The sequence below is a fragment of the Chryseobacterium sp. JV274 genome, assembly GCF_903969135.1.
In the GTDB taxonomy this organism is placed as follows: domain Bacteria; phylum Bacteroidota; class Bacteroidia; order Flavobacteriales; family Weeksellaceae; genus Chryseobacterium.
This window is the reverse complement of the sequence record NZ_LR824569.1, coordinates 3,215,168-3,230,561: the sequence shown is the minus strand read 5'-3', so window position 1 is coordinate 3,230,561 and position 15,394 is coordinate 3,215,168. Positions and strand designations below refer to the sequence as shown.

Here is a 15,394-nt window from a genome sequence, read left to right as displayed (position 1 = left end):
GTAAGATAAGACTTGGGTTCAACCCGGCCATAATCTTTTAATTTATAAATCTTTCCCAAGGAAATAAAGACCTTTCAATGTATGAAGCCTGTCCATCACATGAATCTTATCTGTCAGCGGTTTATAGATATGGGAAACACCTCCTGTTGCTACTACGAAACAATCGTCATTTACCTCCTCGTTGATACGATTCACAAAACCTTCTACCATTCCAAGGAAACCATATACCATTCCGCTTTGCATACAGGTTACCGTATCTAATCCCAAAACAGATTTTGGCTTTTTCAGTTCTATATCCGGAAGCTGTGCAGTCTGATTGATCAATGAATTTAGGGAGGTTACAATTCCCGGAGCAATAATAACTCCCAGTGTCTCCCCTGTTTCTGTTACACAACTGGCTGTAAGAGCCGTTCCGAAATCTATGACAATTTTTTTCCTGTTCGGGTACAGATTATGTGCTGCCACAAGATTTGCATAGATATCTGTTCCCATCTGCTTAGATTTTGCCTGAACTCCCGAAGGAGTTGACCTATCAACAATTACAGGAGTAGTTCCGTGAATCTTTTTGATCCCGGAGCTCATTACCTTGGTAAGCTGAGGTACTACTGACCCGATAATTACTTTATCGATTTCTGTTGGCTCAATTTTATAGGTTTGATAAAGCATCAGTATCTGTGCGTAAAGCTCATCTGCTGTTCTGTAAGGTTTTGTATTGATTACCCACGAAATATCACAATTATCACCATTGAAAAGACCAAATCTGATATTGCTGTTTCCTACGTTTATTACGATTGAATTCATTGATATATTTTTCAGAAGAAATTCATGATTTATAATTGAAATTCCTGCTTGATTTTGAGGGATTAAATTTAATCATTTTTATAAAAACTAGCCCCGGATCTCTTATAAATTAAGTCTATCTTAAAAATATATCCACATCAACATTTATCAGCTAATCTTTTCTTTAAAATAAACGGCGCGGAAATTTTATTTCCGCGCCGTTTATAGTATTATTTTGTAATTATTTTACTTCTACAAAATTATTCTCCATATTCACATCAGCAATTCTCTGGCTTAAATCAATTCCAAGAACAGATAATTGAGATTTTGTATAAGGAATGGTAAGGGTGTATTCTTTCTGAGTCCAAGGCCAGTAAGGCATTGTTTTAAGATCCCCATAAATATCCTTCTGTTTCCATGTATGAGTCATATTCAACGGAATCTGGTAAGTAACAACTTTTTTGTCCGTTGTCATCACACCAAAATCAATTGGCATTGGAACCTGACCATTGTTAATTAAGGTAATGGTTGTAGATTTTGCATCATATTTTACATCCTTTATTCCATAATCAATGGTCTTTGTAGTATTGATCCAGTAATTATGAAACCATTTCAGATCCATCCCTGAAACTTTCTGTGCAATGTGAAGGAAATCCCTGTCTGAAGGATGCTTCATGCTCCACTGATCATAGTATTGCTTTAAGGTTTCTGCAAGATTCTGCTCTCCCATAATGTATCCGAGCTGTACCAGGTATAACTCACCTTTTACATAAGATGCATATGTATAAGCTGTACCATTATCATGATGATCTCCCAGCCAAACCGCAGGTTCTTCGATTCCTTTTTTAATAAAGTTTCTGTAAGCATCAAGTGTTTTAGCAAAAGGATTCGGAAGGTCTTCAGGGAACAACTGATACATCGTGTAACCTTCTGCATAGCTCGTGAAACCTTCATCCATCCACGGACGTACAGATTCGTTTGTAGCAAGCATTTGCTGATACCACGAATGGGATCCTTCGTGAGCCATTAAACCCATTAGATCTTTAACGCTTTTGGCTTCCCCTAAAATCATGGTACACATTCCGTATTCCATTCCGCCATCTCCTCCCTGGATAAATGCATATGTTGGGTATACATATTTTCCAAAGTGAGTATTCATGATCTGGAAATATTTGGTAATATAAGGCTGTGATTCGCCCCATGCTTTTGTTTTATCATTTTTCTGATATACCAGATATACTTTTGGTCCTTCCGGAACATTGAAGCTTTCTACAGAATAATCTCTGTCTGCACTCCAGGCAAAATCAAGAATGTTTTTCGCTGTCCATTTCCAGGTTGCTTTCTTGTCTTTTTCAGTTTTTATTTTAGCATTGGCATCATAGCCTTTTACTTCTGTCGGATTTTCAAGGATTCCTCCTGCTCCTACAACATAATCTTTGTTGATTTTAATAGTAACATCAAAATCTGAGAATGGGGCATGGAATTCTCTTCCCAGATAATCGAAAGTTGCCCAGCCGTCATAATCGTACTCTGCAATTTTCGGATACCATTGTGTCATGGTCATATCTACTCCTTCCCTGTTGTTTCTTCCGCTTCTTCTGATCTGCTGAGGAATCACAGAATCCCAATCCATCGTAAAAGTAGTTGTAGAATTCGGTTTGATAGGTTCTGCCAGATATACTTTCATAATGGTTTCCTGAACTTCAAATTTCAGATCTTTCCCATTTTGTTTAATCCAGTGGATATTCTGAGCACCTTCCTGATCTTTTGGAATGGAAGCCAGCCTGGAAATACCATCTTTCTGCAACCTTCCGTCACCATTTTTGCCTTGGGAAGTCACTCTCTGATCCATCATGGAATTAGGTTTGAAGGCATTCCAATATAGATGGAAATACACTACATTCAGCTCATCCGGTGAGTTGTTGGTGTATTCTAAAGTCTGTTTTCCCTGATAGGTAAATTTTTCAGCATTAACATCAATATCCATCTTGTACTTCGCAGCCTGCTGATAATAAGCTCCTTGCTGAGCCTGAAATTGTGAAATGATAAACGCAAAAATGATTGCAGCCGATTTTCTCATTTAAAATTTTATTTTTTTTTAAAGGTATGTAATTTAATAAGAATCTCAAATAGGAGTTATTTTGAGATTTTATTCTGTTTGTTATGGTTTTAGATGGATTTCACTCTGAATTGTTAAATTTTTTTTGAGCTTTATTTGCAGTGCACCTTGTCAAGGTTTAAAATCTTGACAAGGTGCACTGCTTTGGAAGTATCTCCGTGAATCTCTTATTAGTTTTTCAAAAGTTTTTTAATTAAAGTAATCTGTCCCAGATGATAATAGCTATGTTCAATCATTCCGTCAATATTTCTTCGGTAAGTCCCGTACTTTTCATCAACAAATACCTCATCAAGCTTAGATTCAGGCATCTGTTCGAGTAATGCTGCAAACTTTTCAGAATCTATCCAAAGTTTATTTAACAATCCTTCCCATTGTTCCTGAGACTCTATGGGAGGAAGATCAAAACTGAATTTATCTTTGATCTCGAGATCACCTCCTTCAAAAACATTGACGATGCCTGCAATATAATAATCAATGTGAGAAGTGAGCATAGCAATGGTATTTAAAGAATCAATCTTCTTCACCGCCTGTTCCCAGGTAACGTCTGAAAGCTGGTCTTTAAAATTAGTATTGGCGATCCAGAGACCATCCAGCATAACTTCTCTGAATCTTTTAGCGAGTTGTAATGTTGGGCTCATATTCTTAATTTTCCTAAAGATAATTATTTTTACTCTAGTGGATTTTACAACTAATAAAGATTTCACACATGATGATGAGTAATTTTTAAATAAGTTTTGTTAAGGACCATGAATAGTGATAATAAGATGAAATATTGTTTCATAAAAAAACTCCTATTATAGAAATTTATATATTTTAGCAAATTAATTTATCATTCTTTTGAAAAAATTTATTTACTGTACTCTTATTTTATGTGTTTGCATTTATTGTACACCCAAAAAACATATTTTATCTTCAAAAGATTCAAATATTAAATCTATCATAGAAAATGAAAAACTTAATATCCTATACAGAGGTATTAAAAATCATCTGACAATCTATATGCCCAAGTCTGATAGTATAAAAGTAAGCGGACCGGGGGTTTATAAAGAGAGTGAAAATAAATATTTCATTACTCCAGGTTTAGGTTCTTCAATGGAAATTACAATAACCGGTTTTGTTAAAGGTAAAGCAATCACAGATAAAAGAGAATATCGAATATTAAACATTAACAATCCTTTCGCAAGTATTAACAACAAAATTGAAAAAATTACTTTATCAAAAGAAGAACTTGCTAATTCTAAAATAGAATATTTCATTCCCCAATTAGTTATTAAGTTGGGAAAGGTCACGAAATTTCGCTACCAAATTAATGAGGAAGAACCAATGGTTAATAATAGTGACAAATTTAACAAATCTGCTAAAGAAAAGATTTTTAATCTGAAATCCGGTGATCATATCGTTATTGATGAACTCAGTTCTGGTCCGGAATTACAAAATGTTGATTTAAAAAGAATAACAGAATTAACAGTATATATTAAATGAAAGACTAGATCCTTGTCAAGGATCTACAAATACAAAAAACCTCAAATGCAAAATACATCTGAGGTTGATATTATAATTTTAAATTACAATTATTTCTTAGCAGAAACTTCTTTCTTTCCACTTCTTAGAATCTTTTCAAGAATTCTTAAAGTGATCAGATAGGTTGGTTTTACTCCTGTAAGTCCTAGTCCTCCTGAAGATAATGTACTTCCTGTTTCCAATGGATTATCAGAAGCGTAATAAGCATACATTACAAACAGATCCGGTGAAATATGATGTCTGATCTTTGAAGCTACCTGAATTGCTTTCTGATAATGTGCTCCTTCCATTTCAAGCCCAATCGCTTTCCATGAAGTATTCATAAAGTAGGATAAGATATCTCTGTTTTGCAGTGAAGTTCCTAAAACAGTAATCATCGGACCTTCAAAAGCTTTTAATTCATCATCTTTGAAATCTTCCAGCTTCAATGCATTCTCAAATGGATAGTTGTCTGCAGTTCCTTCAAAGATATGAGAAGTAGGAATCATAATATCTCCTTTTTCTCCTGTAAGAATTCCTGCTTTACCCATAATAGAAACAGATTTCACTTTCATCATATAGATTTCCCCTTTATGCTCAAAAGGTCTTAAAAGTTCATCCATTACCTCAAAAGCCTGCTCTCCGAAAGCATAATCGAAGACCATAATCACATCATCTCCTGTAAACTTACTGTCTGCAAATGGCGTATTCTTCAGATCTGTCTTGCTCAGATCTATAATCTGAACATCTATATTACTTCCACTCTTATCAGCAATATGGATCATCCCTTCCTCCAAAGCATACTTTGATACTTTATCACGAAGTTCTTTTTTGTTGGAGATGTCTTCGTATAGTTTATAGTCGATCTCATGATGCTGCTTCTTTTTAAGGACATTATTGGCATACAGCATATTTTTCACGGAATGCATATTGGCAGAAATAATATGCAAAGGTCTCATATGAAGATCATTCTCAAACAAAACCTCTTTCACTTTATTCGCCCATTTCTCACCAAAATAGTGGTGCCCTACTCTTTCCTTTAATATAGCACTGAAATGAATTTCTCTTTCTCTGCTGCTTTTGGCATCTTCAAGACTTACTTTTCCTAAGTTGTAGATGATTTTGAATAAACGGTCAGGATTATGATCATCACCGAAAGTATTGTAAGCATTTAACGTTTCATCAAAAGATCGTCCTATTAAAGAAGAAAGATGAATAAGTGCCACCTCTTTTTCTTTTCTACTGAATTTCTTTTCTCCTTTCACCACCTCTTCGATAATCTTAAAGGCACGGGTCGGCTTCCAGTTTTCATCCTGAATGAATGCCAGGTTACGGATTTTATCAGCTTCTATAAACAGGAATGTCAGGTGGGTAAGAATGTCATAAATTTCGGAACGGCCCAAAAGAACTTCAATATTCATCTGGTGTTCGTCTATTCTATAACAGTTTCTTCTTCTTTTCTTTGGAACAATAGGTTCGAAACTTCCTTTATCAAACCCTTCATCTGATGTAAGATGAATAAAAGCACATTCTTCAATCCCTTCCGGAAGTCTGTCTAAAACATACATCAACCCGTCAAGTTCCAATTTGCTTGGAATATTCATGGTACCATAAATCTCTGGGTTGATTGTCTTCAGCAAGCTTCTGATGCTTTCTCCTGAAACTCCTCCTGGCTTGAAAAACCCTCTATAAAATAAGTGTCTCATAGAAATGTATAGTCTTTCAATAGCCTCCGTTGTTTCTCTTGCTCTAGAATTTGTCATAAAATAAATTTCACACAAATATACAAAATCTCCACTCAACTTATTTTAACTATCTTTTAATAAGTTGTTTAAAACCTATAGATAAGCGGTTTTTTTAACTCGCCCTATTATTTTGTCAGATACTTATTATAGTATTATTTTAATCCTCTTCTGTGCTCATTTTCTATTGAACATCCGATTTTTTATTTATTTTCAGAAAAAAAATCAAGAGTTAGTTTAAAATAATTGTAATTTTAATGCTATACAATTCCATGATTCTCTTTGGATTGTATCTTCTTTTTTGTGCAGTTAAAGTTAATATCTTTAATTTTTCAAGCCTGCGAATGTTAACTTTTACCAACAAACCAGGAAACCACCCTGTCAAAAACGCCCAAACAAGCGTTTAAATTATATAAAATTTCAAAACACCCCTAAAAATTTTAGGGTTAAAATGATTTCGATTCATTTTTTTTGTAAATTTGCCCTGTAAAAAATCACTCAAACATGTCAACCTTAAGATTCAAAGCACTAGAAACCCTACCATTTAAGGACTTCAGAAAAGATAACTCTGTTGAGGTTCCTGCAAAATTGTCAGAATTATTCTGTACAAATGTTTTCTCAGAAGAGACCATGAGAGAATATTTAACAAAAGAAGCATTCAATTCTATTATGGATGCGGTAAAAAAAGGAACTAAAATCCAGAGACATATCGCTGATCAGGTAGCTGTAGCAATGAAAGACTGGGCGATGAGCAAAGGTGTAACGCACTATACCCACTGGTTTCAGCCCTTAACAGGAACGACGGCAGAAAAACATGACTCTTTCTTTACCCCTATTGAAGGAGGAAGAGCTATTGAAAGATTCAGTGGAAACCTATTGATCCAACAGGAACCAGATGCTTCATCATTCCCTAACGGAGGTATCAGAAATACTTTTGAAGCAAGAGGATATACCGCTTGGGATCCTACATCTCCTGCTTTCATCATGGGAACTACATTATGTATCCCATCTATCTTTATTTCTTATACAGGAGAAACGTTAGATTACAAAGCCCCTCTTTTAAGAGCTTTAAATGCTGTAGACGAAGCTGCCACTAACGTAATGCAGTATTTTGACAAAAACGTAACAAAGGTAACTCCTACTTTAGGCTGGGAACAGGAATATTTCCTTGTAGATTCAGCATTATATCAATCCCGTCCGGACCTTGTATTAACAGGTAAAACATTGCTTGGACATTCTCCGGCAAAAGGACAACAGCTAGACGACCACTATTTCGGTTCTATCCCTACAAGAGTAATGAATTTCATGAAAGAGTTGGAAATAGAGTGTATGAAATTGGGTATCCCTGTAACGACAAGACACAACGAGGTAGCTCCCAACCAATTTGAGCTGGCTCCAATGTTTGAAGAAGTAAACGTTGCTGTAGATCACAACTCCCTATTGATGGACATCATGGCAAGAATTGCTCACAAGCATCATTTCCATATTTTATTCCATGAAAAGCCATTTGCAGGCGTAAACGGAAGTGGTAAACACAACAACTGGTCTTTAGCAACTGACACTGGAGAAAACTTATTAAGCCCTGGGAAAAACCCAAAGAAAAACTTACAGTTCCTAACATTCTTCGTCAACACAATCAAAGCAGTTTATGAATACGCTGACCTTTTAAGAGCAAGTATTGCATCTGCCAGCAATGACCACAGACTAGGTGCCAACGAAGCTCCGCCAGCAATTATTTCCGTATTCATCGGAAGCCAGCTGTTCAGAGTACTGGAAGAACTGGAAAAAGTAACAGAAGGAAAACTTTCTCCGGACGAAAAAACAGATCTTAAATTAAATGTAGTTGGAAAAATTCCTGAAATCCTGTTAGATAATACAGACAGAAACAGGACTTCTCCGTTTGCATTTACCGGAAATAAATTTGAAATCAGAGCAGTAGGATCTTCTGCTAACTGTGCAGAGTCTATGACAGTAATGAACACGATTGCTGCAAAACAATTATTAGACTTCAAAAAAGAAGTGGATACTCTTATTGAAACTGGTCTTAAAAAAGACGAAGCAATCTTCAATGTATTGAGAGAGTACATCAAACAGTGTAAGAGCATTATGTTTGAAGGTGACGGATATTCTGATGACTGGGCAAAAGAAGCTAAGAAAAGAGGTTTAAACAACTTAAAAACCACTCCTGAAGCACTTAAACAGGAAATGGATAAAAAGTTCGTTGCCCTTTACGAAGAGATTGGAGTATTTACTCACAGAGAGGTTGAAGCAAGAAACGAAATCAAATTAGAGAAATATTCTACTGTAATTGATATTGAAGCAAGAGTTTTAAGTGATATCGCAAGAAATCACATCATCCCTTCTGCTTTAAAATATCAGAACAGATTAATTGAAAACGTAAAAGGTCTAAAAGATATTTTTGAAGATAAAGAATTCAAAACATTGGCAAAAGAGCAAATGAGTTTAATTACGAATATCTCTGAAAACGTTTCCAAGATTAAACTTGGTGTTGAAGATCTTATTAAAGCGAGAGAAGCAGCGAAAGCTGTAGCAAATAGCCAAAAGCAGGCAGAATCTTACTGCACCAAAGTAATTCCTTTATTTGATGTCATCAGAGAAGCTTCTGATGATCTTGAAATGATGGTAGACGATGAGCTTTGGCCGATGACAAAATACAGAGAAATGTTGTTTACAAAATAACGTCCTGTAAAGTTCCATATTAGTTTAAATTCCTCGGTTTTCCGGGGAATTTTTTTTGTTTTATTAACAGTCATGAAAATGAAAGCTTTACATTATAAAACCTGATATATAGAAGAAATTCGATATCGTTTGTTAAAGAATCTTAATAAAAAAAACCGCACACTTGCCAAAAACAGGCTGTTGCGGTTTATTTTTCTTTAACATATGCAAATCATATGTTAAAATGTGTTAAAATAAGATCCTGACAATTATCATATCAGGGGTCTTTTATTCGGAATCTCTACTTTTGTATTGCTTTTGAAAATAAATATTCCTTTTTAACACGGATAATCAAATATATATGAAGAAAAGAGTTTTGTTTTATTTAGTTGCTTTAGTTACTACAGTTTCATTGCAATCGTGTGCTACAAATTATGTGGTTTCAAAACCAGCAACTTACACAAAAGAATACAAAACAGATGCCAAACTAGCTTCTATAGATAACAAAAGAATGGAGCAGGATAAGCAGAAACTTATCGACTCTTTCCTGGCTGAAAAGGCTGCATCTATCGCTAGTGCTAAAAAAGCAGTTAAGAATTCTGAGATTGCAAAAGCAATCAAACATAATAAAACCATTGACGGTATCCTTGAAGAAGCTGAAACATACCTTGGAACTCCTTACAGATATGGAGGGACTACAAGAAACGGTATAGATTGTTCAGCTTTTGTTCTTTCTGTATTCGGAGCAGCAGCAGGTCTTAGCTTACCTAGAGTAGCAGCATCTCAGGCTCAGGAAGGAGAAAGAATTGAAAAAGGAGAACTACAGAAAGGAGATTTGATTTTCTTTTCTCACGGAAGAAGAATTTCTCACGTAGGTATTGTAGAAAGTGTTACTGAAGAGGGAGAGATTAAGTTTATCCACGCAGCAACATCAAAAGGAGTAATGATTTCTTCACTGAATGATTCTTATTGGGGACCTAAGTTCAGATTCGCCAAAAGAGTGATCAACGAAGAAGGAGAAGCTTACAATAACTTAGCAGCAATTACTCCCGCTACACCAGCAAATTTTTAATTTTATAAATAATTGATTTAAATAATGAAGCCATCAGAATTCTGATGGCTTTTTTATATGCTTGAATTTTGACTAAGTTTCAGCTAAAACCAAGGAGGAATATTCCTAAAGAAAAAAGCGGGCTAAAACCCACTCCTATTAATTCAATATTACATTTTGCATCTATGAATTGAAGCGCTAAGCTAACGATTCAGAAGTCAGTTGTTCTTATCAATTTCAATATCCAGCTTATACAAGAGTCCATATATTTCAGAAAGCGAGAATTTGGCCTTTTTAAGCCTGTTTAAAGCCGGATCTATTGAATAGTTGACCGATGTCCTGAAATCTGCTTTTTCAAGGTTTGCAGTCTCGAAAACAGCGCCCGACAGATCGCAATTACTAAAGACAGCATTTGAAGCATCACATTCTGTGAAGTCTACTTCAATTAACCTGGAATTTTTGAAAACCGTTTTCTTAATGGATGTCTGATAGAAAACAGAATTATTTAAAGCACATCCATCAAATGCAAAAGATAATCCGAATGCATTACAATCATTAAACTGGAGTCCAAACATTTTACATTCTTTGAAAATCACATCATGAAAAGCTGTCCTCACAATCTTTGCCATGCTGAGGTTACACTCCATAAATTCACAATCTGTAAAGCTGAATCCGGAAAGGTTTGCATACTCAAGATTACAGTTTCGGAAAGTACAGTTTTCGTACTCGCCTTTTTCTAATTGAGAAAAGTCTGTGTTTTCGAAATCCTGATCCAGAAAATAAGCTTCTTTCATATTTGTATGATTTATCAATGACAATATACTCCACCTCAGGGCAGATTTTAAATAAGAATAAAAATTTCAGCTTTTAGCCGTTGGCTTTTTGATCTTAAAGACCGTTACACCAAGCTGTTTTTATCCGAATAATTAAGTTTAAAGAAAATAAAAGTCATCATAGAGAATGCTAATAGAGAACTTCCTCCATAACTGAAATACGGAAGTGGAATCCCAACCGTAGGGAAAAGCCCCATAACCATTCCTAAATTGATTGAAAAGTGCATCAGAAGAATAGAGGCAAAACAATATCCGAAGACACGGTTAAAAGTAGATTTCTGCCTTTCTGCAAGATAATATATCCTTCCAATATAGATCATGTAGCATAAGATAAGAATCGCACTTCCTAAAAAGCCCCATTCTTCTCCTACTGTACAAAAGATATAATCCGTTTCCTGCTCGGGTACAAATTTCCCCTGGGTAACTGATCCTTCACGGTATCCTTTCCCCCAAAGCCCACCGGATCCGATAGCCGTTTTGGAATATAATAAATTGTATCCTGAAGTATCTCTGAATGCCTTTTCACCTTTATAAAGAACATCAATTCTTTCTCTCTGGTGTTTAGGAAGTTTTTCTAAAATATAAGGAGATGCGAAAGCCAGTCCGCACAGTAAAAGAATAGATCCTGAAATTCCCGAAATAGAAATTACATCCCAGGACATTCTATGATAATTCATCGCTATCAGAATACCGGCAATCACCAGAACAGCTATGGCAACATAAATAGGAGGAACAGCCAATGAAATCAGAAAAACTCCGGCAAAAAGGAATCCTATTCCAAACAAAAGACCACTCAGCCCTTCTCTGTATAAGGCAATGAAAAATGCAATAAATACAAGCATGGAGCCTACATCCGGAATAGCAAGAACAACAACCGCCGGAACGCCAATAATAGCTAAGGTAGTCAATAAAGACTTCCGGTTTTTAAGATTAAAATCAGGTCCGGAAACATAGTTGGCAAGCATGAGCGCCGTCCCTATCTTCGCAAATTCTACAGGCTGCATGGTAAAACTTCCGAATTTATACCAGTTCTTCTGTCCCAGAATTTCTTTTCCAAAGGGAAAAAGTCCGATAAGCAATAAGACTCCGCCAATGTAAATAATCCCTGCCATATTTTCAAAGAACTTACTTCTGCTGAAAAATATCATAAGTCCTACAAATAAAGAAATACAGAAAAAGACCAATTGCTTTTCCCCAAGTTTCTGGTCAACACTGTAAATATTTGCAATGGCAAAAACACAAAGCAGGAAATACAGCCCAAGACCTAATTTATCTATTCCTTCAGTCCATTTCATTGCTTGACAGTTTTTTTAGCAGTGTTATTCTTTTTAGTTTCCTCTTCTATTTTCTTTTGCAGCTTGGCTTTTTGTTGTTTCACCAGCTCCAGACTGTCTTTTATTTTTTTTTGTTTGATTGAATCCGGTTTAGGATCAACGTATAAGCCTTTACGTTTCAAATCTGCAATCCACTGCCTCTTATATTCCGGCATGAAACTCGAGGTGATCATTTTTTTATAAAGATTTTCTCTTTTCAAATCACCCGTGATATATTTTTCAGCAATTACCGTACAGGCCGGTCCTGCCCATGTAGCACCGAATCCGGCATGCTCCATTACTGCAACCACCACAATTTTTGGTTTATCAGCAGGAGCAATCAGTACAAAGATTGAATTATCCTTTCCCTGAGGAACCTGTGCTGTACCTGTTTTGGCTAATTGTGTAAAGTCATTGGATTTCAACCCTCTTGCTGTTCCTCTCAAAACCACAGCTTCCATACCTTTTAAAACAGGTTCAAAATGTTTTGGATCAACTAAAGTCTGATGCTTAACCTTAAATCTTGGATCAGGATTTGACTTTCCGTCAATTCCTTTTACAATATGAGGCGTGTAATACCATCCCTTATTGGCAATAGCAGCTACATAGTTTGCTAACTGAATAGGAGTTACCAAAACATCACCCTGCCCCATCCCATTATAGATTGCACCGGTTGACATCTCGTCCCAGTTTTTAAAATCAGTTCTCTTGGAACCACTTGCTTTCATGATGGCTTTAAACCTTTTCTCATAAAAGTCTCCTGAAGGTATTCTTCCTTTTGCACCCACAGCAAAATCATTATTCAAAAATTCTCCTACTCCAAAGCTGCTCATAATTTTTTTCCATTCATCAACCCCTTTTGAAGGATTTCCCGGATATTTTTTGATGATTGCAATAAATGCATAGGTAAAAAAACAGTTACTGGAAACCTGAATTGAAGGAATAAGCGGATCTGCTCCACCATGGCCTTTAATTCTTTTTCCTTTATAGAAAAAACCACCACCACAAGGGAAAATAGTCTTTTCATCCATTACTCCCATCTGCATGGCAGCCAGAGCAGTCAACAATTTGAACGTTGATCCCGGAGGATAACCTGCCTGTAAAGAACGGTCAAAAGTCGGCTTATTTTCGTAAAGCGTATCTTTTGACAGAGCATATAAATTTTTAGATTTGTAAGGTCCTGTGAAAAGATTAGGATCAATATCCGGTCCGGTAGCAGCTACCAGTACTTCTCCATTATTAGGATCTATAGCTACAATTGCACCGTGTTTGTTTACAAGCATTTCTTCAGCGGTTCTCTGAAGATCATAATCAATAGTTAACGTAATATCTTTACCTGTAATTACATCCTTGTCCAAAGATCCGTTTTTATAAGACCCAATATTTCGGAGCCTGATATCTTTTTGGATATATTTCACTCCTTTTACTCCACGAAGTTCTTTTTCGTAGGATTTTTCAACTCCTGTTTTCCCGATAAAATCTCCTGGTAAATAGTATGCAGAGTCTTTTTTTATTTCACGTTCATTTACTTCACTGGTATATCCCAGAAGGTTACCAGAAGTGGAAACTTCATATTGACGCTGAGGTCTTTGTACAATAGTGAAGGCGGGATATTTAAAAATAATTTCCTGTACTCTTGCTATATCCTCTCTGCTCAGATCCTTCAGAAAAGTCATCGGAGTCAGTTTGGAATAATATTTTTCCTTTTTAATTACATCAATTCTTTTGATAAAATCTCCCTTGGAGATCTTCATAAGATTACAGAATCCGAGAGTATCAAAATCCGGACGCATTAAAGCCTGTGTAAAAGAAACTTCATAAGCGGGCTGGTTTCCCACCATGATTTTACCATTCCTGTCAAAAATGACTCCACGCTGTGGAATAACATATTCGGTTTTGATGGAGGTATTCGCTGCATTCAATGCATAACGGTCCGTAAATAACTGTAAATAGGCAAGCCTCGCCACAAAAATAAGGGCGATAACAACGAGGATGGAAAAAATTTTAAAATAACGTGTGTTCAAACTTTTTGTTTGATTTTAAATATTAATGCGTAGATGACTATAAATATAAATGAAATTACACTAGTTACCAACACATTAAATAATATTTCGAAAAATCTGCTAAACTTAAAGAATTCTATATACTGTACCAAAAGCTGATGCAGGAAAATACTGGAAAATAAAAACAGTAAAAACTGTGCCCACTGAAGGGACTGAAAAGAGAAAAAATCCGTAGATGTATCAGTAGAAGTCCTGAAGATCAACGTTCTGAAATAAGCAATCAGCGTTGTTGCAAATGCATTGATTCCCCACGAATAAAGAAAGCCGTCAATAGACAGTCCTATTAAAAAGCTCAGTGCCAGAAACTGAAATTTATTCCTGAAAAAAGGATAAAACATGACAAATACGGGATATAATACCGGAGTATACTTCCCGAAAAGCGTAATCCTGTTCAATACAAATATCTGTAATGCCACAAGAAAAATCATGATCAATATATCAGTAAATAAAGTCCTGCTAATCATTTTCTTTTTTTATTACAGCCTGCATAGTGTCCTGAATCTTCTGCACTTCTGCTTTCTTAAGATTCTTCACTACATATACTTTGTTCAACGCTCCCATTTTTTCACTCAGCTCAACGGAGATATCCCAGAAGCCGGTTTTATTATCTACAGAATATCCCGCAATAGTACCAATTGTTACTCCCTTAGGGAAGATTGCAGATTTACCGTCTGTAACAACAGTATCTCCTACTTTTAATGCAACATATTTTGGAATATCCGCAAGATGCATCACTCTGGAATTATCACCATTCCATGTTAAAGTACCGAAATATCCTGAATTTTTGAGTGCTGCATTAATTCTGATCTTGTTGACACTTAAGACCGACTGAACTAATGCATAGCTGTCTGTAGAATTAATTACAATTCCCGCAATACCTCTTGGCGCCATTACTCCCATCTGAGGAAAGACTCCATCTCTACGGCCACGGTTGATTGTAAAATAGTTATTCCTTCTGTTGATACTGTTGAAAACAATTTCCCCATCAACAAAAGTATAGATCTGCCCACCACCAATGGTATCGTGAACTCTTTTGAAAACAGGATTTTTCGATCCGTCTTTTCCGTAGAGTTCAGTCATAAGGGCTTTATTCTGAACCACAAGATCTTCGTTGATCTGTTTCAGTTTCAGATAAGAAACTCCTTCATCAATATATCCGGAAACCCAGGAATTGAATGCAGCAGTCTGCCCCGCTAGCCAGGATTTCTGCATGGCATTTCTGGAGAATATCAAAACCAGAGCAATAATTTGCAGAAATATAAAGAAGACGAAAAGAGTATTCTTCGAAAATAATCTCAGCAAAAATCCCATTCA

At 35.8% G+C, this 15,394-nt stretch carries 12 protein-coding genes; 3 read left to right on the top strand and 9 right to left on the bottom strand.

Going from position 1 to position 15,394, the window contains the following annotated elements; all coding sequences use genetic code 11:
- Positions 1 to 42 precede the first annotated feature (42 nt).
- From CHRYMOREF3P_RS14940 to CHRYMOREF3P_RS14930, 3 genes are all read right to left on the bottom strand, one after another.
- The gene (locus tag CHRYMOREF3P_RS14940) at positions 43 to 801 is read right to left on the bottom strand and encodes a type III pantothenate kinase (protein ID WP_077413397.1); all 759 of its coding nucleotides are present in this window, start codon (positions 799 to 801) and stop codon (positions 43 to 45) included.
- Positions 802 to 1,021: 220 nt separating this feature from the next.
- Complete coding sequence (locus CHRYMOREF3P_RS14935) at positions 1,022 to 2,860, bottom strand: M1 family metallopeptidase (RefSeq protein ID WP_180564941.1); 1,839 nt, start codon at positions 2,858 to 2,860, stop codon at positions 1,022 to 1,024.
- Positions 2,861 to 3,069: 209 nt separating this feature from the next.
- On the bottom strand, positions 3,070 to 3,537 hold the full coding sequence (locus CHRYMOREF3P_RS14930; RefSeq protein ID WP_180564940.1) for a DUF1572 domain-containing protein: 468 nt from the start codon (positions 3,535 to 3,537) through the stop codon (positions 3,070 to 3,072).
- Positions 3,538 to 3,736: 199 nt separating this feature from the next.
- On the opposite strand from CHRYMOREF3P_RS14930, the gene CHRYMOREF3P_RS14925 reads away from it, so the two are divergent.
- Positions 3,737 to 4,381, top strand: a complete 645-nt coding sequence (locus tag CHRYMOREF3P_RS14925; protein ID WP_175627172.1) for a GldM family protein — start codon at positions 3,737 to 3,739, stop codon at positions 4,379 to 4,381.
- Between the two features lie 89 nt (positions 4,382 to 4,470).
- On the opposite strand, the gene CHRYMOREF3P_RS14920 is transcribed toward CHRYMOREF3P_RS14925, so the two are convergent.
- Positions 4,471 to 6,162 carry a DUF6909 family protein gene (locus CHRYMOREF3P_RS14920; RefSeq protein ID WP_077413393.1) on the bottom strand — a complete coding sequence of 564 codons (1,692 nt, stop codon included), beginning with the start codon at positions 6,160 to 6,162 and terminating at the stop codon, positions 4,471 to 4,473.
- Between the two features lie 483 nt (positions 6,163 to 6,645).
- Here CHRYMOREF3P_RS14920 and CHRYMOREF3P_RS14915 point away from each other — a divergent pair, with 483 nt between their 5' ends.
- Both CHRYMOREF3P_RS14915 and CHRYMOREF3P_RS14910 read left to right on the top strand, forming a co-directional pair.
- Positions 6,646 to 8,841: a glutamine synthetase III gene (locus CHRYMOREF3P_RS14915; protein ID WP_180564939.1), complete on the top strand. Its 2,196-nt coding sequence runs from the start codon at positions 6,646 to 6,648 to the stop codon at positions 8,839 to 8,841.
- A 340-nt stretch (positions 8,842 to 9,181) separates the two neighbouring features.
- The gene (locus CHRYMOREF3P_RS14910; RefSeq protein ID WP_077413391.1) at positions 9,182 to 9,892 is read left to right on the top strand and encodes a C40 family peptidase; all 711 of its coding nucleotides are present in this window, start codon (positions 9,182 to 9,184) and stop codon (positions 9,890 to 9,892) included.
- A 197-nt stretch (positions 9,893 to 10,089) separates the two neighbouring features.
- Here CHRYMOREF3P_RS14910 and CHRYMOREF3P_RS14905 read toward each other — a convergent pair whose 3' ends face one another.
- The 5 genes from CHRYMOREF3P_RS14905 to mreC form a co-directional block, all read right to left on the bottom strand.
- Positions 10,090 to 10,665: a pentapeptide repeat-containing protein gene (locus CHRYMOREF3P_RS14905; protein WP_180564938.1), complete on the bottom strand. Its 576-nt coding sequence runs from the start codon at positions 10,663 to 10,665 to the stop codon at positions 10,090 to 10,092.
- Between the two features lie 104 nt (positions 10,666 to 10,769).
- A complete protein-coding gene (gene rodA / locus CHRYMOREF3P_RS14900) occupies positions 10,770 to 11,999 on the bottom strand; it encodes a rod shape-determining protein RodA (RefSeq protein WP_077413389.1) in 1,230 nt (409 codons plus the stop codon).
- Entirely contained in the window at positions 11,996 to 14,041 is a 2,046-nt protein-coding gene (locus tag CHRYMOREF3P_RS14895) for a penicillin-binding transpeptidase domain-containing protein (protein ID WP_077413388.1), read from the bottom strand. The genes rodA and CHRYMOREF3P_RS14895 overlap by 4 nt, the downstream gene beginning before the upstream one ends.
- A complete protein-coding gene (locus CHRYMOREF3P_RS14890) occupies positions 14,038 to 14,544 on the bottom strand; it encodes a hypothetical protein (RefSeq protein WP_002982456.1) in 507 nt (168 codons plus the stop codon). Before CHRYMOREF3P_RS14890 ends, CHRYMOREF3P_RS14895 begins: the two co-directional genes overlap by 4 nt.
- Positions 14,537 to 15,391, bottom strand: coding sequence for a rod shape-determining protein MreC (gene mreC / locus CHRYMOREF3P_RS14885; protein WP_077413387.1), 855 nt, complete (start codon positions 15,389 to 15,391; stop codon positions 14,537 to 14,539). The genes CHRYMOREF3P_RS14890 and mreC overlap by 8 nt, the downstream gene beginning before the upstream one ends.
- Positions 15,392 to 15,394 lie beyond the last annotated feature (3 nt).